The organism is Flavobacterium swingsii, from assembly GCF_900111965.1.
Taxonomy (GTDB): domain Bacteria; phylum Bacteroidota; class Bacteroidia; order Flavobacteriales; family Flavobacteriaceae; genus Flavobacterium; species Flavobacterium swingsii.
The window spans coordinates 286,893-310,910 of sequence record NZ_FOJT01000002.1; the positions used below are offsets into that span (position 1 = coordinate 286,893).

Below are 24,018 nucleotides of genomic sequence, written 5' to 3' on the forward strand. Positions count from 1 at the left end.
AGAATTAGCACAAATTTTAATTGTTTTTTTAATCCAAAAAAAAACTTATTTTTGTATTCCAAACACACAAACTATTATGAGTCAAAAAATTTTGCTCAACCACAAAGAAGTTTCCATCATACTTCACCGTTTGGCTTGTCAGTTAATAGAAAATCATCTCGATTTTTCCAATACTATTCTGATAGGAATTCAGCCTCGTGGAACACAACTTGCCAATAGATTAAAACAAATTCTGCAAGAGGAATATCAAATAAAAAATATTGCTTTAGGATTTTTGGACATTACTTTTTTTAGAGATGACTTTCGTCGTGGCGAAACACTCGAAGCAAATAAAACCCAAATAGATTTCCTTGTCGAAAACAAAAAAGTAATTTTTATAGACGATGTCCTCTATACAGGACGAAGTATTAATGCAGCACTATCTGCCATACAATCCTTCGGAAGACCTAGCGAAGTAGAGCTTTTGGTACTAATAGACAGACGTTTTAGTCGTCATTTACCAATACAGCCAGATTATCGTGGTCGTCAAGTTGATGCTATAAATAACGAAAAAGTGGTCGTAAATTGGTCTGAAACAACGGGAGAAGATTCAGTAGAATTAATTACAAAATAAGATGAAGGAATTAAGCGTAAATCATTTATTAGGAATAAAATACATTAATGAGAATGATATAAATCTCATTTTTGAAACCGCCGACCATTTTAAAGAAGTAATTAATAGACCTATTAAAAAAGTTCCTTCACTTCGAGATATAACCATTGCCAATATATTTTTTGAAAACAGTACAAGAACTAAATTATCATTCGAATTAGCACAAAAACGCCTTTCGGCAGATGTTATAAATTTTGCAGCATCAAGCTCATCAGTAACTAAAGGAGAAACATTGGTAGACACCGTAAACAATATACTTTCGATGAAAGTTGATATGGTGGTTATGCGACATGCATCGCCAGGAGCGGCAGTTTTTTTGTCTAAAAATGTAAAAGCAAGTATTGTAAATGCTGGTGATGGCGCACACGAACACCCAACGCAAGCTTTATTAGATGCTTATACAATTCGTGAAAAACTAGGTGATGTTTCAGGAAAAAAAGTAGTGATTGTAGGTGATATTTTGCATTCACGAGTAGCGCTTTCAAACATATATTCTTTACAAAAATTAGGTGCAGAAGTTCGGGTTTGTGGTCCCAAAACATTAATCCCAAAATATATTGAAGCATTAGGTGTAAAAGTCGAACCAAACCTGCGAAAAGCTCTGGAATGGTGCGATGTAGCCAATATGTTACGCGTGCAAAACGAAAGACTAGACATTAGTTATTTTCCATCAACACGGGAATATGCCATGCAATATGGCTTGGATAAAAAATTATTAGATTCTCTAAATAAAGAAATTGTAATCATGCATCCTGGACCTATAAATCGTGGTGTAGAAATTACAAGCGATGTTGCGGATTCTAAACAATCAGTAATATTAAACCAAGTTGAAAATGGAGTTGCCATAAGAATGGCAGTAATTTATCTATTGGCTTCAAAAATTAAGTAAATTTGTTATATGAAAGTAGAAGAAAAAGGACATACTATTATTATAAAAGATACGCAAGGTGATTTAGCTTCATTTTTGTTGAAATTAGATCATGACACAAGCTTTAGCAAACATAATTTGATAATTGATTTATCATCTTATAAAAGTTTGATTGCTAAAGATATTTTATTGTTTGCCGATTTTTATAAAAAACATAAAAAAGAGAAAAAATCATTTGTGATTGTTGCTTCTGAATTTGATTTTAATGCAAATACAAAAAAAATTGTGGTAGTACCTTCGGTTTTGGAGGCTCATGATATTATTGAAATGGAAGAAATAGAAAGAGATTTAGGATTTTAGTCTACTATATTTATATTAAAACATAAAAAAAAGGAACTCAATTTGAGTTCCTTTTTTATTATTTAGTCTTCATCATCTTCGTCAGAATCCTCATCTATTGGTTCGTCCTTATCGTCATCATCGTCGTCGTCAGAATCATCTCCGTCATTTGTGTCAGCTTTTTCTAAGTCGTCATCGTCATCGGCATCATCATCAATTTCGAGTTCTTTTAGTGCGTCGATAGAATTGTCTTCTACATCAACATCATCTGCTAACTCATCATCTTCATCGTAGTTTATTATTCTGTCAGAAAGCTTGGTGCTTATTTTCACTAGAAAAATAGTGTCAACAGTACGTACCTCAACCGCTTCGATAGTTTCGTTTTTTGCATTTTTAAAACGCACGATATTCGAATCATCATATCCGTCGGGAAATTTTTCGACCAATAAGTTTAAAATTTCTCCTGTAAGTTTTGAATAATCAACAATAACTCTTTTCATAAATATATATTATAGATCTAAAATGTAAGCAAATATAAGTGGAACTACGATTGTAGCATCAGATTCGACGATAAATTTTGGAGTATCAATATCTAATTTTCCCCAAGTAATTTTTTCGTTTGGTACTGCTCCAGAATACGAACCATAACTGGTTGTTGAGTCTGAAACTTGGCAAAAATAACTCCAAAAAGGTATGTCATGCATTTCCATATCTTGGTACAACATTGGAACCACACAAATAGGAAAATCTCCTGCAATACCACCACCAACTTGGAAGAAACCAATTCCTTTTCCTTCGCAGTTTTCAGGATACCATTTTGCCAACCACATCATATATTCGATACCACTTTTCATAGTAGTAGCTGTAAATTCTCCTTTGATACAGTAAGAAGAGAAAATATTTCCCATAGTACTGTCTTCCCAACCTGGAACTACGATTGGCAAGTTTTTTTCTGCTGCAGCAACCATCCAAGAATCTTTTGGGTCTATTTCATAATATTGCTCCAAAACACCAGAATTTATCATTTGATACATAAATTCATGCGGAAAATATCTCTCGCCAGCTTGTTCTGCTTTGTTCCAAATATGAAACAAATGAGATTGCAAACGACGGAAAGCTTCTTCTTCTGGAATACAAGTATCGGTAACTCTATTGAAGTGATTGTCTAACAAATCTCTTTCTTCTTGTGGACTTAAATCTCTGTAATTAGGCACTCTTTTGTACGAATTGTGCGCTACAAGATTCATAATGTCTTCTTCAAGATTCGCTCCTGTACAAGAAATAATGTGTACTTTGTCTTGACGAATCATTTCTGCTAATGATTTCCCTAGTTCGGCAGTACTCATTGCTCCTGCAAGTGTAATCATCATTTTACCATTGTCTAGTAAATGTTCTTCGTAGCCTTTTGCAGCATCGACTAATGCGGCTGCATTAAAGTGCAAATAGTGTTTTTCGATAAACTGACTTATTGGTCCTTTCATTTTCTTGTTTATTTATTTCATCCGTTCGCTATCGCTCGGGTGTAGATTCAGTTATGTATTTAATCGAATGGGTTTTGTTATTTATTTGTAACCTAATATTTTTAGTACGTCTTCGGCCTTTTGTTGTTCAGAAAAAATCTCTGTTGCAATAATACCGTTTTCATCTCTATCTATCAAAATATGTTTTGGCTGCGGAATCAAACAGTGGTGTAATCCTCCGTAACCGCCTATTGTCTCTTGATAAGCGCCTGTGTTAAAGAAACCAATATATAAAGGTTTTTCTTTATTGTATTTTGGCAAATATATGGCATTCATATTTTGCTCTGAGTTGTAATAATCGTCGCTGTCGCAAGTCATTCCCCCTAGTAAAACCCTTTCGTACTGGTCGTTCCAACGGTTTATAGCTAACATGATAAAACGCTTATTTATCGCCCAAGTATCTGGTAATGTGGTTATGAAAGAAGAATCTATCATATTCCATTTTTCTCTATCGTTTTGTTGTTTTTGATACAAAATCTGGTAAATCGCACCTCCACTTTCTCCTACTGTAAATGATCCAAATTCAGTAAAAATATTTGGTACATCAACTTCTGCTTCTTCGCAGGCAATTTTTATTTGATTGATGATTTCGTCAATCATATATTGATAATCGTACTCGAATGCTAAGGAGTTTTTGATAGGAAATCCGCCACCAATATTAAGCCCATCTAATGTTGGACATTCTTTTTTTAGTGAAATATATACTTTGATACATTTTACCAATTCATTCCAATAATAGGCATTATCATTTATTCCTGTATTGATAAAAAAGTGAAGCATTTTCAGCTCTAATTTATCATTTTCCTGAATTTGTTTTTTATAAAACTGAACAATATTTTTATATCCAATTCCTAATCGTGACGTATAGAACTCAAATTTTGGTTCTTCTTCGGCAGCAATACGAATTCCAATTTTAAATTTTCCTTTTATTTCTGCTTGAAGCAAATCTAATTCTTCATAATTATCTATAATTGGAATAGTATTTTTATGCCCGTTATTGATAATTCTAGCAATATTTTCTATGTATTGGTCACGTTTGAAACCGTTACAAATTACATATGTGCTTTTATTTATTTTTCCGTTTTGCAATAAATTTTCAACAATATTGATGTCGAAAGCGGAAGAAGTTTCTATATGAATGTTGTTTTTGAAAGCTTCATTCATAATATATTCAAAATGAGAACTTTTTGTACAATAACAATAGTAATATTTACCTTCGTAATTGTTTTTTTCCATGGCATTTCTAAACCAACTTTTGGCTCTTTTTATGTTGCTGGAAATTTGTGGTAAATAGGTAAACTTTAATGGTGTTCCATATTGCTCCACTAATTTCATCAAATCAATATTGTGAAATTGAAGGTTGTCTTTTGCAAGAGTGAATTCTTCTTGTGGGAAGTAGTATGTTTGATTTATTAAGTCAGAATATTTTGTATTCATTTATTTATCAGAGGTTTAATAGATTAAAAGTATAAAAAAAATAAGCTACTTTTTAATCAAACTCGAATATTTGCAAAAATTATTTCTAATTCGTTCTGTCTAAATGAATTTATCGAAAATAAAGCCAACAAATCGTCCCGTTTTCTTAAAACAGAATTTATAAAACCATTTTTAGGTTTTCGAAATTGATTATTGTTGTTGTCTTTACAGCCGTTATTCATAGCGCAAATTTAAAAAAATATTAATGTGATAATATATATTTTATTAAAAAATCATTAATTTTTATAATCCAAAAAAGCGGCGATAATTGTTTCGTTATCAGTAGCTTGATTTATTTTTATTTTTCCGATGCCATCTAAAAGTGCAAATTGTACTTTTCCGTACTCATTTTTCTTGTCGTGAATAAGCAATTCGATGATATTTTCTTGCTCATTTTCATCGATAATAATCTTGTCGAAAATATTGTTTAATGTCGATTTTATTTCAGCATATTCACTTTCGGAAATTAACTTTTGGTCTAAAGAAATATAGCTTTCCAATATCATTCCGGCAACAATAGCTTCTCCGTGAAGCAAATTTGTTTTATCAGAATTTTCTAAAAAATAAGTTTCGATGGCATGACCTAAAGTATGTCCAAAATTTAATGCTTTTCTAATTCCATTTTCGGTAGGATCTTGAGTTACAATATCACTTTTTATAGTTATCGATTCGAAAATTAAATCATCAAAATCATCAAAATCTATTTCTTTTAGATTTTTAAACTTTTCCCAATGTGATTTTTTAGCAATTAATCCGTGTTTTAGCATTTCGGCAAGACCAGAACGCATTTGGTTTTGCGGAAGCGATTCTAAAAAACTAGAATCTATAATCACCATTTCTGGATTGGTTATGGTTCCAATTTGGTTTTTTAATCCACCTAAATCGACTCCATTTTTTCCACCAACCGAAGCATCAACCATCGACAATAAAGTCGTTGGAATATTTACAAAAGAAATGCCGCGTTTGAAAGTTGACGCTATAAATCCGCCCATATCCGTAATTACACCACCACCAAGATTGATGATTAAACTTTTTCTATCAGCTCCTAATTCTATTAAAACATTCCAAATTTGAATACAGGTTTCGATGGTTTTGTTTTCTTCACCCGATTCGAGTTCGATAATTTCTATCTCAGATTTAGTTTCAATCATGGGTAATAATTGAGGAAGACAATATTCATTCGAATTTTCGTCGACCAAAACAAAAATTTTCGAGTAATTATTTTCTTTAATATTACGATTTAAAAAATCATAACCGTCTTGGTTGAAATGTATTGAATATCCGTTTGAAACTATTGAAACCATGATGGCTAGTATTATTTTATATGTTGTGCAAAATAAAGTAAAATTTGCATAAAAAAATACGCTACTATATTATATTTGCATAACATTATTATTTATATGGATAAAATTTTCGATAATACCCAAAATGCATTTTCACTAAAAAGTGATACCGAGCTAGATAGAGCTTATTTTTTGTTTAAAATGATTGCCGTTCAGCCATTAGTTAGAATAGGAACTGCGGTTACAAATTTTGCTTTAAATGCTAATTTGCCAGTTGAAGGATTAATTCGCGCCACTGTTTTCGACCATTTTTGTGGTGGAGTTTCTGAAGACGATTGTATTCCTGTGGTCGATAAAATGTTTACCAAAGGAGTTTCTTCGGTTTTAGATTATTCGGTAGAAGGCAAAGAAGACGAAGCACATTTTGATGATGCAATGCAAATGACTTTGAAGATTATCGATTTTGCTAAAGAAAAAAAAGCCATTCCGTTTGCAGTTTTTAAACCAACAGGTTTTGGACGATTTGAATTATACGAAAAATTAGGAGAAGGACAAACACTAACCGAAGCAGAACAAGCAGAATGGAATAGGGTAGAACAACGATTTGAGAAAGTATGCAAAAAGGCTTTTGAAAATGATATTTCATTATTAATTGATGGTGAAGAAAGTTGGATGCAAGATGCTGCCGATGAATTGGTTGCTAGAATGATGCAAAAATATAATAAACAAAAACCAATTGTTTACAATACGTTACAAATGTATCGTTGGGACAGATTAGATTATCTTAAAAAATTGCATGAACAAGCAAAAACGGAAGGTTTTTATATAGGAATGAAGCTCGTGCGTGGTGCTTATATGGAAAAAGAAAACAAACGTGCCGAAGAAAAAGGATATAAATCTCCTATTTGCGAATCGAAACAAGCAACCGATGATAATTTTGATGCAGCGGTTTCTTATATGATTAATAATATCGATAAAATGGCCATTTTTGCAGGAACTCACAACGAATTGAGTTCTTACACTTTAATGCAAAAAATGCAAGAAAAAGGTATTTCTAAAAATGATTCTAGACTTTGGTTCGGGCAATTATATGGCATGAGCGATAATATCAGTTATAATTTAGCTAACGAAGGTTATAATGTAGCAAAATATTTGCCTTTTGGTCCTGTAAAAGATGTGATGCCTTACTTAATTCGTCGTGCCGAAGAAAATACTTCGGTAGCAGGACAAACCAGTCGCGAATTACTATTAATAAAAACCGAACGCAATCGCAGAAAAGGGAAAAACTAATGAATCTTACCATATTAGGTTGTTATGCAGCCACACCGAGAACATTTACAAACCCAACTTCGCAAGTATTAGAAATAAGAAATAGATTGTTTCTAATAGATTGTGGCGAGGGAACTCAAGTGCAATTGCGTAAGAATAAAATTAAGTTTTCGGCAATAAATCATATTTTCATTTCCCATTTGCATGGCGACCATTTTTATGGATTAATAGGATTAATTTCGACTTTTAATTTGTTAAATAGGAATAATGATTTAACAGTTTATGGCCCAAAAGGAATTCAGGAAATTATAAAATTACAGTTAAAATTATCTAATTCTTGGCCACAATATGACTTGCATTTTGTAGAACTTACAAGTACCGAATCGGAAATTATTTTTGAAGATGATAAAGTAATTGTAAAAACAATTCCGCTAAAACACAGGGTTTATACTAATGGATTTTTGTTTCAAGAAAAGATAAAAGAACGCAAACTGAATGTAAATGCGGTTCAGAATTACGAAATAGAAACTTGTTATTTTCAGAATATAAAAAGCGGAAAAGACATCACTTTAGAAGACGGACGAGTAATTCCAAACTCAGAATTAACTTTCGATCCGGAAGCTCCTAAAAGTTACGCTTTTTGTTCTGACACGATGTATAATGAGGAGATTATTCCGATTATTAAAAATGTAGATGTTTTGTATCACGAAACCACTTTTTTAGAATCGGAAGTAGAATTAGCTAAAAAAACCATGCATTCAACCGCTAAAGAAGCCGCTAGAATTGCATTGCAAGCTAATTGCAAGCAACTTATTTTAGGACATTATTCTACCAGGTACGAATCGATAAAACTTTTTAAGGAAGAAGCACAAACAATTTTTGAAAATGCAGTTTTGGGAGATGATGGTAAAGTTTTTGAATTATAATATAAATGTTTGTTTGGTTATTTGTGGATTTGGTTATTCGAATAACCAAATCCACAAATAACCAAATCGACAATAAAAAATCAAAAAATGGAAGATTTAAGCAATTACAGAAAATCATACGAGAAAAGTGAATTATTGGAAACTAATATTCCAGAAGATCCAATAATGCTTTTCAAGAAATGGTTTCATGAAGTAGAAGATTTTGGCGGAGTAGAAGAAGTAAATGCCATGACTGTTTCTACTATTGGTTTAGATGGTTTTCCTAAAGCTCGAGTAGTACTTTTGAAACAATTTACTTACGAAGGTTTTATTTTTTATACCAATTACGATTCCGAAAAAGGTCGCGCCATAGCAAATAACCCAAATGTATGTTTGTCTTTTTTTTGGCATTCCTTAGAACGTCAAATTATTATAAAAGGGAGAGTTAGAAAAATTGCCGAGAATCTTTCTGATGGTTATTTCGAATCTAGACCAGACGGAAGCAAATTAGGTGCAATAGTGTCTAACCAAAGCGAAGTAATAGCATCAAGAACAGTTCTGGAAGAAAAACTAAAACAATTAGAAGCTGATTGTGTAGGAAAAGAAATCCTTCGACCTAAAAATTGGGGAGGTTATATTGTTGAACCACAAGAGGTTGAATTCTGGCAAGGTCGCCCGAATCGTTTGCATGACAGAATCCGTTATAAATTAAATACTGACTTTTCTTGGAAGATAGAAAGATTAGCGCCTTAAATTGTAAGATTATAATTATAAATTAACAAATTAAATACATTTTATCGATTATATTAATCACTTTATCGAATTTTATCATACTATTGTACTGTCGAAACTTAGTAATGAGTTTTGATTTTTATCAGAAAAAAGTACGAATCACTTCGTAAAAAGATAGTTTGTTTTTTAGTTTATTTGATTGTTAATAAAAAATGCTTTAGTCCCCCAACTAAAGCATTTTTTTTATTTGTATTAATACCAACGCTTCTTATTCTTTTTCGAAGCATCAGATTTTCTAGATTTTTCTTTTTCGCCGCTTCGGTTTGAGCTATGAACTTTCGTGGTTTCTTCAGAACCTTTTTTCCAAGGAAAAGGATGTTCGTCTATCGTGGTAACTTTGGCTTTGGTAAGTTTTATAATGTCTTTCCAGTAACCTTCTTCGTCTTTTCCACAAAAAGAAATAGCCATTCCTTCACGACCAGCACGACCTGTTCTTCCAATTCGGTGCACGTAAGTTTCGGGAATATTCGGCAAATCGAAATTAATCACATAAGGTAAAAATTCGATATCAATACCACGAGCAGCAATATCTGTGGCAACAAGAATATCACATTCTTTGTTTTTGAAATTGTCTAAAGCTCTTTGACGTGCATTCTGAGATTTATCTCCATGAATGGCTTCGGCATTTAAACCTTGCTTTTTTAATGCTTTGGCAATATTATCGGCACCATGTTTTGTTCTCGAAAAAACAAGAATATTACTCAGTTTTTCTTCTTTAATAATATGATACAATAATTGTCTTTTGTCAGCTTTATCTACATAATACAAACGTTGGTCTACCGTTTCGATAGTCGATGATACTGGTGCTACTTGTACGGTTGCAGGATCTGTAAGAAACATTTCGGCAAGTTCACGAATCGCTATGGGCATGGTTGCCGAGAATAGTAAAGTTTGACGATTTTTAGGCGTTAGTTTTACAATCTTTTTCACATCGTTTATAAATCCCATGTCTAGCATTTGGTCGGCTTCGTCAAGGACTAAATGATGCATGTGATCTAAATTAATAAATCCTTGTTTGTGCAAGTCTAGTAATCTTCCAGGCGTTGCAATTAGAATATCGACACCACTTTTTAGCTGATCTACTTGTGGATTTTGCGACACACCACCAAAAATTGTTAACTGTTTTAAGTTGGTATATTTTCCGTAAGTATCAAAACTTTCGCCTATTTGTACAGCCAACTCACGAGTAGGCGTAACGACAAGCGTACGAATTAGTTTTTCTTTTTTTGATGAACCTACGATTCTGTGTAAATTATGAATGATAGGGATTGCAAATGCAGCTGTTTTTCCTGTTCCTGTTTGTGCGCAACCTATTAAGTCTTGTCCTGCTAATATAATTGGGATAGATTGTTCTTGAATTGGAGTTGCGCTAAGGTAACCTTCTTCAAAAACGGCTCTTTGTATACTTTTTGATAATGATAAATCTTCGAATAACATATTTTAATTTTATGCAAAGATAGGTTATTTGTGGATTTGTTTAACCGTTTAATCGTTAATTTGGTTAATCGATTAAACAGTTAAACGGTTAACCAATTCAACTATACTTGAGAATTACCTTTTATAAAATCGGTAACTAAATAACCAATAAGTTTTCCTATTAAATGGCTATTTTTTTCTTCGCCAAGTGATGGTGCGCCTTCGCAAATATGAATATAGCTTGCATTCTGGTTTTGACCAAAATAGTAGATAAATTGTCTTAACTCTTCGACCGAAAAACCACTTAAAGTCATGGCACTCGAAGGAATATTTGGAATAGCATCTAAATCGATTTCGATACCAAAAAAATCATTTTTGATGAAGTCTAAAGCTTGAATCATTTCTTGTTCGAAATATTTCTGATGACGAATCTTAATCTCGTCGTAAGTATTATATCTAACTCGGTCATCTATTTTTTTTATCGAATCTAAAACACTTTTTGAGGTGTAACTTTCGTGTAATCCGAATATGAAATATTTTTTAAGAAATCCTTCATCAAAAGCATAAGAAAAACCATTGCCACTGTGTCTTCCTTCTAGAATTCTAAAATCGGAATGGGCATCAAAATTAATAGCATTTACAGGTTTTCCTTTGGCAAGTGCCGTGCCTTTTATATTTCCATAAGCATTATTGTGTCCGCCACCTATAATAATGGGAGTTTTTCCAGCTTTTACAATCGAAAAAATAATGTGAGAAACTTCTTTGTCTATTTGTTCGACAATTTTAAATAGTTGTTTTCTGTCTTCGGGTTTTGCTTCGTCTAAATCTTTTGCCAAATCCATTTCTTGCGAAACATCTACTTGACCTAATATTAAAACCGAATTTCCTTTGCAAAATCTGTTGTGTTGAATGTTTGCAATACTTTGTATGGCGCTATCCCAAGCTGTATTTGCTCCAGATCGACCTAAATTTGCTCTAACTCCTACGTCTTCAGGAATTCCTAAAATGACATATTTTGCTTCACTTTGGGTAATGAATTCTGTAATATTCTCATCTTTAGGTACTGTAATCATTTTTTCGCCAAATTTTACTTCTCCGTTTCGGAAATTTGTAATTTTTGCTAAATCAGATTGTTTGAAACGTATTAAGTTTTCCATGTTAGAAATTATGATGAACCAAAAATACTATTTTTTTTAAACTTGCGTTAAAAGTTACAGAATAATAATATAAATTGCACCTATAAATTAATTAACCTCAAAAAACCAAGTTTACAAAATGGAAAGTATAACAAATAAAAAGAGTAACAACTCAGGTCTTAAAGCCATAATCGCAATATTAGCACTACTTTTATTAGGTAGTTTATGGTATGTTTATAAGATTAAAAATGATTCTAAAACTGTTGAAAATGTTTTAATTAGCGAAAAAGATGCTGTTCTTAAAGATTTAATGATTCAAAAAGATTCTCTTAATGCTGCTATATCATCAAATACTACTTTATCGGAAGAGTTAATTGCCGAAAGAGATAAAATTCAGCAATTAATGGCCGATGTAGAAAAATCTAAAGGAGATGTTGCTTCGATGTCAAAATTTAAAACCGAAGCCGCTACATTAAGAAGTAATGTGGCAGTTTTGATGAAACAAGTTGATGGTTTAAAAAGAGAGAATGCAAAACTAACGGTGCAACGAGATAGTACGGCTGTTGTTCTTGGTGAAGCGAGAAAATATACGGATACGCTGGTAGACCAGAATTTTAAAATGGCCAATACAATCGAGAAAGGATCGAAACTTTCGGTATTGAATTTACAATCATCGGCTGTAAAACAAAAAGGTTCAGGAAAACAAGTTTCTACTGATAAGGCTAGCAGAGCTGATGTTTTAAAAATTAGTTTTATGATTGCCGAGAATCAAATCGCAAAATCTGGAGATAAAACCTATTATGTTCAAGTAATAGACAGTAAAAGCAATGTTTTAGGTGACAAAAAAACAGAAATGTTTGGCGAAAAATCGTTGACTTATAGTTTTGTAACTTCTGTAAAATATGAAAATAAAACGGTTAAAGTTGAAAAAGATTTACCAGTTACAGATATTCAAAGCGGTTCTTATTTTGTAAACATTTTCGATAAAGCCGAATTGGTTTCTAAAACAAGTTTTACTTTAAAATAGACTATAGTAAGTATAAAAAAATCCCGTGTCGTTCTAAAAAACGACACGGGATTTTTTTTGATATTATAATTTCTAACCCAATCTTTTGTAAATACTATATTGCATTGCATAAGCAAATGGTATTGTAAAAAATAAACCAATACACAAGGCAATGATTCCAACTGCCGAAAATAGCCCAGCTACAATCATTAATAATAAAACAATAAAAAAGTTATTTAGGATTCTTGAACAACTTAATTTGATAGCATCAATAAAATTTAAATTTTTAAAAATAACCAAAGGGATTGCTATAAATGTAAGTACTGATATTGTGTAGGATACTATAAATCCTAATATATCTCCAGAAGTATTTGGCAACGCATTTTTTAGTAATACATTTAATCCTACTGAGAATATTGAAATTAAAGTTGTAGTTAATATAATATTCAAAAATTGAGGACTATTTACATAATAATATATTGAAGAAAAAGTAACTTCTTGGTCATTATCTGCATCATGAGCCATTTTTAGCATTCCAGCTATAAACGGGCTTATAAGCACTGTAAAACCTATAACGACAGCAAAATAAATTAACATTCCGTTGGTTGATAACGTTTCTGGATTAAAATTTTTCATCAGTTCAGGAAGTTCTTCTTTGTTGAAAAAATAACCAATTCCCACCATTGCGAGCGTCATTAGGATAAGCATTAAAAACATAAAAGCCAATCCGCCCATGAGTGCCGTTTTTTTCCAGATTTCGAAAGTTTCATTAATTACTTCTCCTAAATCTAAAGATTTTTTAGTGTCATTCATTTCTTCCATTTTTGTTTAAATTAAAGCCAATTTAGTATTCGTTTTATAATATTTACTTTGTTTTTGTACGGCGCATATCGCAACGGAATATCAAGCCAATTTCCTTTTTTAACAATGGCTTTTTTATGCGAAAAAGTATCGAAACTTAGCTTACCATGATAAGCGCCAATTCCGCTATGACCAACTCCACCAAAAGGCAAACGACTATTTGAAAAATGAATTATAGTGTCATTTATACAACCACCACCAAAAGAATATTTACCTAAAACTTCTTTGATAAACGACTTGTTTTCTGAGAAAATAAATAGGGATAATGGTTTTTCGTATTTCGAAATAATTCTTTCAATATCTGCCTTTGATTCGTAGGAAATGATTGGTAAAATAGGTCCGAAAATTTCATCTTTCATAACAGGACTTTCCAAACTAGGTTCGTCGAGTAGTGTAGGAGCAAGGTAAAAATCACTTCGGTTAGATTCTCCACCAAAAAGAATATTCTGATTTTCGATTAAACTTAATTGTCTTTCCCAATTTTTAAGGTTGATAATTCTAGCAAAATCTTCAGATTCTTCTGGGTTTTCTCCCAATGCATTTTTTATTTCTTCGATAAGATATTTGACTAATTTGGATTTCATTTTATGATGAACCAATATATAATCGGGAGCAATACAGGTTTGTCCTGCATTTAGGATTTTACCCCAAATTATGCGTTTTGCAGCAAGCGGAAGATTAGCAGTTTCATCTACAATACAAGGGTTTTTTCCACCTAATTCGAGTGTTACTGGTGTTAGGTTTTCGGCAGCAGCTTTTGCTACAATTTTTCCAACGGCAACACTTCCAGTAAAGAAAATATAATCCCAACGTTTTTTTAGTAAATCCTGAGCAATAGTATAATCGCCAGTTACAGCAACTACGTGTTTTACTTCAAAAGATTCTCTAATTATTTTTGAAATTATTGCCGACGTATAAGGTGTAAGTTCAGATGGTTTAAGTGTTACTTTATTTCCCGCTGCAACCGCTGCAATAAGCGGACTAATTGCTAATTGAAAAGGATAATTCCAAGGGGAAATGAGTAGCACTTTTCCGTAAGGTTCGCTGTATATATAATCCGAAGAAGGAAAATTTAGAAGTGATGGAAAAACCCGTTTTGGTTTGCTCCAAGCATCTATTTTATTGATGGTATTCCTTAATTCCGAAATAATATAGGATGTTTCGGTAACAATACCTTCAAATCTTGGTTTTTTAAAATCTTTATGTAAAGCTTCCAGAATTTCTTCTTCGTGAATGATAATATTTTTCAAGAGCTTTTTTAAAGCTTCTTTTCTTTGCGAAACAGTTGGTAAATTATTCATCGAAAATATTTTTAGCTAATATAATAAATTAAATGGCTCGCCAAATTACATCATCAGGAACTGGCGCAATAATTTGTATATTTTCTTTAGTAACAGGATGTGTAAAAACTAATTTCCTGGCATGAAGATGTATGCCACCATCAGGATTACTTCGGTCGAAACCGTATTTTAAATCTCCTTTTATGGGTGAACCAATGGCAGAAAGTTGTGCTCTAATTTGATGATGACGACCTGTATGAAGATTAATTTCTAAAGCAAAATAGTTGTTTAACTCCTTAATAATTTTATAATCTAAAGAAGCCAATTTACTTTCAGGAACTTCTTTAATATGCGCTTTTGAAGTGTTGTTTTTTTCATTTCTTTTCAGATAATGAACTAATTTATCTTCACTTTTTGGAGGTTTGTTTTTTACTACTGCCCAATAGGTTTTTTGCGTTTCTCGGTTGCTAAACATTTCATTTAGTCGGGTTAAAGCCTTGCTGGTTCTTGCAAAAACTACAATTCCTGTTGTTGGTCTGTCTAATCTGTGAACAACGCCTAAAAAAACTTCACCAGGTTTATTGTATTTATCTTTTATATATTCTTTGACAACTTCCGAAAGTGGTTTGTCGCCTGTTTTGTCTCCTTGCACAATATCGCCCACACGCTTATTTACCACAATAATGTGATTGTCTTCGTGAAGAATTTGTAGATTATTTTTTGTCGAAATTATTTTCTCTGCCATTTGCTATCTAGTACTGCTCACTAGCATTCGGAAAATCTTTACTTTTTACATCAGCAACATAATTACCTATGGCTTTTGTCATCTGATCATATAAATCTAGATACCTTCTTAGAAATCTTGGGCTAAATTCGTTGTTCATTCCTAACATATCGTGAATGACTAAAACTTGTCCGTCGACTCCTCCACCAGCTCCAATGCCAATTACGGGGATAGAAATACTTTGAGCCACTTTTGTTGCTAAATGCGCCGGAATTTTTTCTAAAACCAAAGCAAAACAACCTAATTTTTCTAATAATTGTGCATCTTCAAGTAACTTTTCAGCTTCTTCTTCTTCTTTGGCACGAACAGTATAAGTTCCAAATTTATATATAGATTGAGGTGTAAGTCCCAAATGTCCCATTACTGGAATTCCAGCATTTAGAATTTTCTTGATAGAATCTTTTATTTCTCTTCCACCTTCTAATTTTACGGCGTGTCCGCCACTTTCTTTCATAATCCTAATAGATGAACGTAGGGCTTCTTTTGAATCTGATTGGTAGCTTCCAAATGGTAAATCGACCACAACCAAAGCTCTTTCAATAGCACGAACTACACTTGATGCGTGATAAATCATTTGGTCAAGGGTTATTGGCAAAGTCGTTTCGTGTCCAGCCATCACGTTACTGGCAGAATCTCCAACCAAAATAACATCAACTCCAGCGGTATCTACAATTTTTGCCATCGTATAATCGTAGGCTGTAAGCATAGAAATTTTTTCACCATTGGTTTTCATTTCTATCAATGATTTGGTGGTAATTCGTTTGTAATCTTTTTTTGCTACTGACATAAGTGGTGAATTTTGAAGTGTAAAAGTACTACAAATTCTATAAAAGTGTAACAATTATTCATTTTTTGATACAAATAAAGTAAACTTTAAAAAACTGAAATATGAAAAATTTTGTAACATTATTTATTCTTTGTTTTGCTTTAAATATGAATGCACAACAGTTTGAAATTGAAAAAACTGTTAATACTTTTTTTGAAGGTTTTCATGTAAAAGATACAATCAAAATTAAATCGGTTTGTCATTCTACAATGATTTTACAATCTATTATGGAAGGACAGAAAGGAACTAAATTAGTTGATGAGAAAACGGAAGAATTCTATAAATCATTTTCGACTTTTCCAGCGGATATGAAATTTGAAGAAAAGATTTTGAGCTATAAAGTTCAAATTGATGGAGCAATGGCACACGCTTGGACGCCTTACGAATTTTATATTAACGGAAAACTAAGTCATTCTGGTGTAAATGCTTTTACATTTTTTAAAGAGAATAATGTTTGGAAAATTATTTATATTATTGATACCAGAAGAAAAAACAGCAAATAAATCTTTATAAAATCTTTATACTAAACAGCTTTTATATTATAAAATACTTACAATAGATGCTTTAACTTTGCAGTATTAATCTGTTAGAAATGAAAAGTATTATTAAATATAAAAAACCTAAAAGTCAGTATCTTATAAGTATACTTTCTGTAGTTATTGTATCGCTACTTTGTTTATTCGTTAGAGATATTGTCGAATATAAAGTGGTTGGTTATTTATTGCTAGTTGTTGTTTCGTTACTAGCTATTTTTTTAGAAATTAAACCTGTTTTAGTGGGGGCGGTTTTAAGCGCTTTGGCGTTAAATTTTCTATTCATAAAACCCTATTATACTTTACATATAGATAGTGCCGAAGATACATTTTTGTTAATGATGTTCTTTATCATAGCTTTGATTAATGCGGTTTTGACCAACAAATTTAGAAGAATGCAACGCGCCATTCATATCATTGAAACTAGAGCGAGCACGATGAAATTGTATAATTCGCTTCTCGATTCCCTTTCTCATGAATTGCGAACTCCCATTGCAGCTATTTTAGGTTCGATAGATACATTACAGCAAAAAAATGTCCATTTATCTATAGAAACTCAAGAAAAATTGCACAATGAAATTGAAAAAGCTTCGATGAAACTCAACTATCAAGTTGAAAATCTCTTAAACATGTCTAGATTAGAATCTGGTTATATTCAACCAAAATTAGACTGGTGCGATGTTAAAGAAATCATCTACAATGTTTGCAATCGCTTGACAGAAGAAACCAAAGACCATAAAATTAACTACCTTATTGATGATAATTTGCCATTGTTCAAATTAGATTATGGTTTGATGGAACAAATCATTTATAATTTGGTTTACAATTGCGCACAACACACGCCAAAAGGAGCTAATATTACTATTAAAGCCCAATATGAAGTCGATGCTGATTACGACAACCATATCGATTTGATTAAAAAATGCATAATTATGATTACCGATGATGGTTATGGTTTTCCCGATGGAGAAATAGATCGTGCTTTTGATAAATTTTACCGATTCAAAAGTGCTAAAACTGGAGGTACAGGATTGGGATTGTCTATCGTAAAAGGATTTGTACAAGCGCAAAATGGAACCATTAGTTTGAAAAATGCCGAAAATGGTGGCGCTATTTTCACCATTGAATTTAATGTCGATTGTTTACCAATTAATTCTCTCGAAAATGAATAATGGTTTTTCAATATTAGTGATTGATGATGAAATTCAAATACGAAAACTACTTGAAATTTCATTGGAAGCCAACGATTACAAAGTACTCTTTGCTATTGATGGTAAAGTAGGAATTACAATGGCAGCAAGTCATCAACCTGATTTAATTCTGTTAGATTTGGGTTTGCCTGATGAAGACGGACAAGAAATTTTGGTAAAATTGAGAGAATGGTTTCAAAATCCAATCATCATTTTAACGGTTAAAAGTGCGGAAGAGGAAATAGTAAAAGCATTAGATCATGGTGCCAATGATTATTTGACAAAACCTTTCAGAACTCAAGAATTATTGGCGCGAATGAGAACAGCATTGCGAGGCAAGACGAGTCAGAATAAAAATGAATCCATTATGCAATTTGGTGCAGTATCTGTCGATTTTGTTTCAAGAATGGTCAAAGTTAAAGAGGAAGTCATCAAACTCACTGCTACCGAATATTCTCTACTCACCTTATTATTAAAAAACGACGGAAGAGTTTTAACACATCAATACATTTTAAAAGAAATTTGGGGACAAAGCTATTCTGAACAAACACAATACTTAAGGGTTTTTGTTGCCCAACTTCGAAAGAAACTAGAAGAAGATCCAAACCGACCTAAATATATTTTAACCGAATCTGGTGTAGGCTACCGATTCAATTCCGGATAACCAAACTTTACATATCGAATAATTGCTATTGCGAATATCATTTTCATCGTAATCAGGCTTTGCTATGCTCAAAAATGAACACAAATTAAATTTAAAATTAATATAAAAATGAATACATCAACCATCCAAAAAGTCAGTGCTGCTTCACTTTTAGTCGCTCTTGGAATTATTTACGGCGATATTGGAACCAGCCCACTATATGTAATGAAATCAATCATTGGTGATAGAGCCATCACCGAATTATTGGTTTACGGCGGAATTTCCTGCGTGTTTTGGACGCTTACTTTTCAAACCACTTTCAAATATGTTTTTCTAACACTTTCTGCCGATAATCAAGGAGAAGGCGGTGTGTTTTCTTTATATGCTTTAGTCAAACGTTTTGGCAAAGGAAAGTTAGTCATTCCAACCATCTTAGGAGCCACCACTTTATTGGCTGACGGAATTATAACGCCACCTATTTCAGTAGCCTCAGCTGTAGAAGGACTGGAAGCTATCGTTCCCAATTTACCAACAATTCCCATTGTGATTGCCATTCTTTCAGGATTGTTTATTTTTCAACGTTTTGGAACTCAAAAAGTAGGTTATATTTTCGGTCCGGCGATGGTGGTTTGGTTCACGATGTTGTTGGTTTTAGGACTTTCGCAAATTGTACATCATCCAGATATTTTAAAAGCATTAAATCCAATGTATGGGTATAAATTATTGGTCGAATATCCGAATGGGTTTTGGCTTTTAGGTGCTGTGTTTTTATGTACAACAGGAGCGGAAGCTTTGTATTCTGATTTAGGACATTGTGGAAAAGAAAATATTCGTATTACCTGGATTTTTGTAAAAATAGCTTTGGTAACCAATTATTTAGGACAGGGTGCCTGGTTGATGCATCAAGGAAATGAGTTTCTGAACGGACAAAATCCTTTTTACACCATCATGCCGCAATGGTTTTTAATCATTGGAATTGGGATTGCAACATTGGCGGCGATTATTGCCTCTCAAGCGTTAATCAGTGGTTCATTTACTCTAATTAATGAAGCCATATCACTCAACTTTTGGCCTCGCGTGGCTTTAAAAAACCCAACCAATTTAAAAGGTCAGATTTACATTCCATCTGTAAATACCATACTTTGGGCTGGATGTATATTGATGATTTTATATTTCAAAAACTCGGCACATATGGAAGCGGCCTACGGATTTTCGATTACGATTGCTATGTTAATGACGACATTATTGCTATCGTACTATTTAGTGTTTATCAAGAAAATTAAAATTGGTTGGGTTGCAATTGTACTGTTAATTTTCTCGATTATTGAAGTGTCATTTTTTATTGCCAATGTGGTTAAAATTAAAGAAAGATGGATGTTTCTTTTCTTCGAATTATTCATTTTTATGGTCATGTATGTTTGGTATTATTCAAGAAAAATTAACAATAGTTTTTTAAAGTTCACCAATTTGGTCGAACAAACGCCAATGTTAAACGAATTGAGTGATGATGATAGTATTCCAAAATATTCTACACATCTAATTTATCTATCCAAAGCTGATAAAACCTATGAAATCGAAGAAAAAATCATGAAATCTATCTTTGCCAAAAAACCTAAAAGAGCAGATGTTTACTGGTTTTTACACATCAACAGAACCAACGATCCATTTGCTTTAAACTATGAAGTAGTCGAAATTTTAGACGATAAAGTCATCAAAGTAATACTGAATCTTGGCTTTAGAGTACAACCCAAAGTCGAATTATATTTTAAAAAAATCGTTCAAGAATTGGTGGAAAGAAAAGAGCTCAATTTGCACATTCGTCCTGATGGTTCTACTAAATACAATGCTGAACCCGACTTCAAATTCATCATCATCGAAAAGTTTTTATCAGTTGAAAATGATTTTGAATTAAAAGATGGCTGGTTGCTTACTTCATATTTCTGGTTAAAAAAACTTTCTATTTCCGATGAAAAAGCCTTTGGTTTAGATAAAAGCGATGTCGAAATTGAAAATGTACCAATGATTTATAGTCCAGCAACAAATCTTGAATTAAACAGAAAATAAATTAATTTTACAGTATGAGAAAAATAACCGCCATTACTACTTTCTCCGTATTTCTTTTGATTTTTAATCAAAAAATGTGGTCACAAGATTCAATAAATAATTTAAAACCTAAAATTGACTTTTCGGGTTGTATTGAAACTTATTATAGTTACGATTTTAATAAAACAGACATAGGAATTCGTCAGCCATTTTTGTATACCTATAACCGACACAATGAATTCAATATCAATTTAGGATTGGTTAAAGTTTCGGTTTCGAATGCAAAATACAGAGCCAATTTAGCACTACAAGCAGGAACTTATGTTTCTGATAATTATACTGCTGAAGATGAAGAGTTGCGATTAATTAACGAAGCCAATGTTGGAATTTCTTTAAATTTTAAAAATAATTTATGGTTAGATGCTGGAATTTTGCCTTCCCATATTGGTTTTGAAAGTGCCATTGGGGCTAATAATCAAAATCTTACTCGTTCAATTTTAGCCGAAAACTCTCCTTATTTTTTAACAGGTGCAAAACTAACTTATGAGCCTTCCTCAAAATGGTTAATGTCAGTTTCAGTACTAAATGGTTGGCAACGAATTAGAAGATTACAAGGAAATAGTTTGTTGAGTTTAGGAACACAATTAACCTATAAAAAATCGGATAAAGTAGTGTTTAATTGGAGTACATTTATTGGATCTGATTCGCCAGATGCAGATAGAAAAATGCGTTATTTCAATAATTTATACTGTCAATATAAAGCAACAGATAAACTGAATTTTACGGTTGGTTTTGATGCCGGTTTTCAACAGAAATTTAAAAAAGCGAATGGATATTTTGTTTGGTACAGTCCGGTTTTAATTTCGCAATATCAACTTTCGGAAAAATGGAGCAGCTCCTTACGATTAGAATATTATTCAGACAAGTACAATGTGATTGTAAATCCTTTGGCAACAGCTACTCCTTTTGAAGTTTCAGGAAGTTCATTAAACTTTGATTATGCTCCGTTTAAAATGGCAAAAATTCGTTTCGAAGCACGATATTTAAATGCAAGTGAGACTATTTTTGTAAGGAATACATTTTTTAAAGAAGATAATTTAGCTTTAACAACTTCATTGTCATTACAGTTCTAATTTTCGATTTGATATTTCTATATAAATTGAATATAAAAGCAAAAAAGGCAGTGTAACCAAAAGTAAAATAGAATAAATGGCTCCAAAGAAAATGAATAAGGTGAATAAAATCACATCCGTTAAATTTGGAGCTATATTTTTTTGATTGAGATTTAAAATTTCACGCAATTCGGAAATTTTCATATCCAGAGCTGTTTCGTTAGAAAACATATCGTAATACAAATTTTTTGTTCTTCTTCCTCTTGCGAATGCTCTCAAAACTCGTAGAAAATTGAAAGGTAATCCAACCATCACACCACTAGTATCGATTAAAAAAGCGGCCCAATATTTTTTACATCCTGAGGCAATTTCCCAAGTGCTAATTTCACTTTCGCCAATAATAGAAGTATCATATCCTGTTAATAAATGATGAATGTCGTGTTTCATTACTGCTTTTCGGCGGGCATCAAAATTTGGAAAATAGATATTAAACTTTGGAGTCAATTCAATTTTTACACTAGAGCTTTTTTGACCACCATCTAATCCTAAATTATTATCAATGTAAAATTGTTGAAGTAGTTCTCGGGGTGTTTGTTGCTCAATATTCATTTTTTAATGTTTATTCAAATTGACTAACAATCTGCCATATTTACAGCAATTGCAAGACCACCTTCGGAAGTTTCTTTGTATTTATTATTCATGTCTTTAGCCGTTTGCCACATCGTATTCACCACTTTGTCTAAAGGAACTTTGGCATTTTTTGGGTCGGTTTCTAAGGCTAATTCGGCAGCATTTATGGCTTTTATGGCTCCCATAGTATTTCTTTCGATGCACGGAATTTGTACCAAACCACCAATCGGGTCACAGGTTAATCCCAAATGATGTTCCATAGCAATTTCAGCCGCCATAAGTACTTGTTCAGGAGTTCCGCCCATGAGTTCACAAAGTGCAGCCGCAGCCATGGCTGATGATACACCAATTTCAGCTTGACAACCGCCCATTGCAGCCGATATTGTTGCTCCTTTTTTGAAAATACTTCCTATTTCGCCAGCAACCATCAAAAATTGTTTGATTTCTTTTTCGCCAGCTTGATGGTTTTCAATTACTAAATAATACATCAAAACAGCAGGAATTACGCCAGCACTTCCGTTGGTAGGCGCTGTTACTACTCGTCCTAACGAAGCATTTACTTCATTTACCGCAAGGGCAAAACAAGAAACCCATTTTAGGATTTGACGAAATTTGACTTCGGTTTTTCTAATACATTCCAGCCATTCTTGTGGGTTCGAATAATTGGCTAATCCGATTAGGTTTTGATGCATATCGAATGCACGTCGTCTTACATTTAATCCGCCGGGTAAAATCCCTTCACTATGACAACCAATGTGCATACACTCTAGCATAGTGCTCCAAATTCGCATTAATTCATGGTGAATTTGTTCTTCAGAACGCATCGATTTTTCGTTTTCGTAAACGATTTCAGATATTTTTTTATTTTCCTTAATACAATATTGCAAAAGTTCTTCTGCTAGATTTATTGGATAAGGAAAAGCACATTTTATTTCAATTTTTTTCTTAGCATTTGCTCGTTCTTCTTTAACCACAAATCCACCACCGATAGAGTAGAAGGTCGATTGGTATTCTTTTTCATCGGAAGTAAATGCTGTAAATGTTAAGCCATTGGCATGAAAAGGAAGGAAGTTCTTGTTGAAAACAATGTCTTGCAAAAAATAAAATGGAATGAGTTGCTTGTTACCCAAATTTATTTCCTTTTTGTCTTCAATATTTTTTATAATTCCAGAAATATTTTGCACCGGGATATATTCAGGATCTTGTCCGCTAAGTCCTAACATTATGGCTAAATCGGTTGCGTGACCAGTTCCTGTTAACGAAAGAGAACCGTATAAATCGACTTTAACTCGAATGGTTTTGTCTAATATTTTTCTTTCAGTTAATTCGGCTAAAAATCTTTCGGCAGCACGCCAAGGCCCAAGCGTGTGTGAACTTGATGGACCAACGCCAATTTTTAACATGTCAAATACTGAAATACACTCTTCCATAAAACTGATTCTTTAGTATTACAA

24 protein-coding genes are annotated in these 24,018 nt (G+C 32.5%); 12 read left to right on the top strand and 12 right to left on the bottom strand.

Annotation, left to right across the window (positions count from 1 at the left end; genetic code table 11):
- The first annotated feature begins 76 nt into the window (after nt 1-76).
- Genes pyrR through BM053_RS04130 form a run of 3 tightly spaced genes read left to right on the top strand, consistent with a single transcriptional unit; the run spans nt 77 to nt 1,880 of the window.
- Nucleotides 77-613 carry a bifunctional pyr operon transcriptional regulator/uracil phosphoribosyltransferase PyrR gene (gene pyrR / locus BM053_RS04120; protein ID WP_091474324.1) on the top strand — a complete coding sequence of 179 codons (537 nt, stop codon included), beginning with the start codon at nt 77-79 and terminating at the stop codon, nt 611-613.
- A gap of 1 nt (nt 614) precedes the next feature.
- On the top strand, nt 615-1,541 hold the full coding sequence (locus tag BM053_RS04125) for an aspartate carbamoyltransferase catalytic subunit (RefSeq protein ID WP_091474326.1): 927 nt from the start codon (nt 615-617) through the stop codon (nt 1,539-1,541).
- A gap of 9 nt (nt 1,542-1,550) precedes the next feature.
- Nucleotides 1,551-1,880, top strand: coding sequence for a ribonuclease Z (locus BM053_RS04130; protein WP_091474327.1), 330 nt, complete (start codon nt 1,551-1,553; stop codon nt 1,878-1,880).
- 62 nt (nt 1,881-1,942) lie between these two features.
- Here BM053_RS04130 and BM053_RS04135 read toward each other — a convergent pair whose 3' ends face one another.
- The 4 genes from BM053_RS04135 to aroB all read right to left on the bottom strand — a co-directional run bounded on the left by BM053_RS04135 (nt 1,943) and on the right by aroB (nt 6,159).
- The gene (locus BM053_RS04135; RefSeq protein WP_091474329.1) at nt 1,943-2,359 is read right to left on the bottom strand and encodes a DNA primase; all 417 of its coding nucleotides are present in this window, start codon (nt 2,357-2,359) and stop codon (nt 1,943-1,945) included.
- A 9-nt stretch (nt 2,360-2,368) separates the two neighbouring features.
- A complete protein-coding gene (locus BM053_RS04140) occupies nt 2,369-3,340 on the bottom strand; it encodes a deoxyhypusine synthase family protein (protein WP_091474331.1) in 972 nt (323 codons plus the stop codon).
- Nucleotides 3,341-3,421: 81 nt separating this feature from the next.
- Nucleotides 3,422-4,816 (bottom strand): type III PLP-dependent enzyme domain-containing protein, encoded by a 1,395-nt coding sequence (locus BM053_RS04145; protein ID WP_091474333.1) that lies wholly within the window; start codon nt 4,814-4,816, stop codon nt 3,422-3,424.
- Nucleotides 4,817-5,091: 275 nt separating this feature from the next.
- Nucleotides 5,092-6,159: a 3-dehydroquinate synthase gene (gene aroB, locus BM053_RS04150; protein WP_091474335.1), complete on the bottom strand. Its 1,068-nt coding sequence runs from the start codon at nt 6,157-6,159 to the stop codon at nt 5,092-5,094.
- Between the two features lie 96 nt (nt 6,160-6,255).
- On the opposite strand from aroB, the gene BM053_RS04155 reads away from it, so the two are divergent.
- The 3 genes from BM053_RS04155 to pdxH all read left to right on the top strand — a co-directional run bounded on the left by BM053_RS04155 (nt 6,256) and on the right by pdxH (nt 9,065).
- Nucleotides 6,256-7,428 (top strand): proline dehydrogenase family protein, encoded by a 1,173-nt coding sequence (locus BM053_RS04155; protein ID WP_091474338.1) that lies wholly within the window; start codon nt 6,256-6,258, stop codon nt 7,426-7,428.
- Nucleotides 7,428-8,333 carry a ribonuclease Z gene (locus tag BM053_RS04160; protein WP_091474340.1) on the top strand — a complete coding sequence of 302 codons (906 nt, stop codon included), beginning with the start codon at nt 7,428-7,430 and terminating at the stop codon, nt 8,331-8,333. Before BM053_RS04155 ends, BM053_RS04160 begins: the two co-directional genes overlap by 1 nt.
- 87 nt (nt 8,334-8,420) lie before the next feature.
- The gene (gene pdxH / locus BM053_RS04165; protein WP_091474343.1) at nt 8,421-9,065 is read left to right on the top strand and encodes a pyridoxamine 5'-phosphate oxidase; all 645 of its coding nucleotides are present in this window, start codon (nt 8,421-8,423) and stop codon (nt 9,063-9,065) included.
- Between the two features lie 231 nt (nt 9,066-9,296).
- On the opposite strand, the gene BM053_RS04170 is transcribed toward pdxH, so the two are convergent.
- Both BM053_RS04170 and BM053_RS04175 read right to left on the bottom strand, forming a co-directional pair.
- Nucleotides 9,297-10,541, bottom strand: a complete 1,245-nt coding sequence (locus BM053_RS04170; RefSeq protein ID WP_091474345.1) for a DEAD/DEAH box helicase — start codon at nt 10,539-10,541, stop codon at nt 9,297-9,299.
- A 101-nt stretch (nt 10,542-10,642) separates the two neighbouring features.
- Nucleotides 10,643-11,677 carry a formimidoylglutamase gene (locus BM053_RS04175; protein ID WP_091474347.1) on the bottom strand — a complete coding sequence of 345 codons (1,035 nt, stop codon included), beginning with the start codon at nt 11,675-11,677 and terminating at the stop codon, nt 10,643-10,645.
- Nucleotides 11,678-11,795: 118 nt separating this feature from the next.
- Here BM053_RS04175 and BM053_RS04180 point away from each other — a divergent pair, with 118 nt between their 5' ends.
- Nucleotides 11,796-12,683 (top strand): hypothetical protein, encoded by an 888-nt coding sequence (locus tag BM053_RS04180; protein ID WP_091474350.1) that lies wholly within the window; start codon nt 11,796-11,798, stop codon nt 12,681-12,683.
- Between the two features lie 72 nt (nt 12,684-12,755).
- Here the strand turns inward: BM053_RS04180 and BM053_RS04185 are convergent, their stop codons facing one another.
- Genes BM053_RS04185 through panB form a run of 4 tightly spaced genes read right to left on the bottom strand, consistent with a single transcriptional unit; the run spans nt 12,756 to nt 16,374 of the window.
- Nucleotides 12,756-13,475, bottom strand: coding sequence for a DUF2189 domain-containing protein (locus BM053_RS04185; RefSeq protein WP_167357285.1), 720 nt, complete (start codon nt 13,473-13,475; stop codon nt 12,756-12,758).
- A 20-nt stretch (nt 13,476-13,495) separates the two neighbouring features.
- Nucleotides 13,496-14,824, bottom strand: a complete 1,329-nt coding sequence (locus BM053_RS04190; RefSeq protein WP_091474354.1) for an aldehyde dehydrogenase — start codon at nt 14,822-14,824, stop codon at nt 13,496-13,498.
- Nucleotides 14,825-14,852: 28 nt separating this feature from the next.
- A complete protein-coding gene (locus tag BM053_RS04195; protein WP_091474357.1) occupies nt 14,853-15,548 on the bottom strand; it encodes an RluA family pseudouridine synthase in 696 nt (231 codons plus the stop codon).
- A gap of 7 nt (nt 15,549-15,555) precedes the next feature.
- Entirely contained in the window at nt 15,556-16,374 is an 819-nt protein-coding gene (gene panB / locus BM053_RS04200; protein ID WP_091474359.1) for a 3-methyl-2-oxobutanoate hydroxymethyltransferase, read from the bottom strand.
- Nucleotides 16,375-16,475: 101 nt separating this feature from the next.
- Between panB and BM053_RS04205 the strand changes: the two genes are divergently transcribed.
- The 5 genes from BM053_RS04205 (at nt 16,476) to BM053_RS04225 (ending at nt 21,955) form a co-directional block, all read left to right on the top strand.
- Nucleotides 16,476-16,916, top strand: a complete 441-nt coding sequence (locus tag BM053_RS04205) for a nuclear transport factor 2 family protein (protein ID WP_091474361.1) — start codon at nt 16,476-16,478, stop codon at nt 16,914-16,916.
- A gap of 89 nt (nt 16,917-17,005) precedes the next feature.
- Nucleotides 17,006-18,118, top strand: a complete 1,113-nt coding sequence (locus BM053_RS04210; RefSeq protein ID WP_091474363.1) for a sensor histidine kinase — start codon at nt 17,006-17,008, stop codon at nt 18,116-18,118.
- A complete protein-coding gene (locus tag BM053_RS04215) occupies nt 18,111-18,800 on the top strand; it encodes a response regulator (protein ID WP_091474365.1) in 690 nt (229 codons plus the stop codon). Before BM053_RS04210 ends, BM053_RS04215 begins: the two co-directional genes overlap by 8 nt.
- Before the next feature lie 108 nt (nt 18,801-18,908).
- On the top strand, nt 18,909-20,843 hold the full coding sequence (locus BM053_RS04220; RefSeq protein WP_091474367.1) for a KUP/HAK/KT family potassium transporter: 1,935 nt from the start codon (nt 18,909-18,911) through the stop codon (nt 20,841-20,843).
- A gap of 14 nt (nt 20,844-20,857) precedes the next feature.
- Entirely contained in the window at nt 20,858-21,955 is a 1,098-nt protein-coding gene (locus BM053_RS04225; protein WP_091474369.1) for a porin, read from the top strand.
- Here the strand turns inward: BM053_RS04225 and BM053_RS04230 are convergent.
- A complete protein-coding gene (locus BM053_RS04230; protein ID WP_091474372.1) occupies nt 21,944-22,543 on the bottom strand; it encodes a hypothetical protein in 600 nt (199 codons plus the stop codon). The two genes, BM053_RS04225 and BM053_RS04230, sit on opposite strands and share 12 nt — an antisense overlap.
- Nucleotides 22,544-22,566: 23 nt before the next feature.
- Complete coding sequence (locus BM053_RS04235) at nt 22,567-23,994, bottom strand: L-serine ammonia-lyase (protein ID WP_091474374.1); 1,428 nt, start codon at nt 23,992-23,994, stop codon at nt 22,567-22,569.
- Between the last annotated feature and the right edge of the window lie 24 nt (nt 23,995-24,018).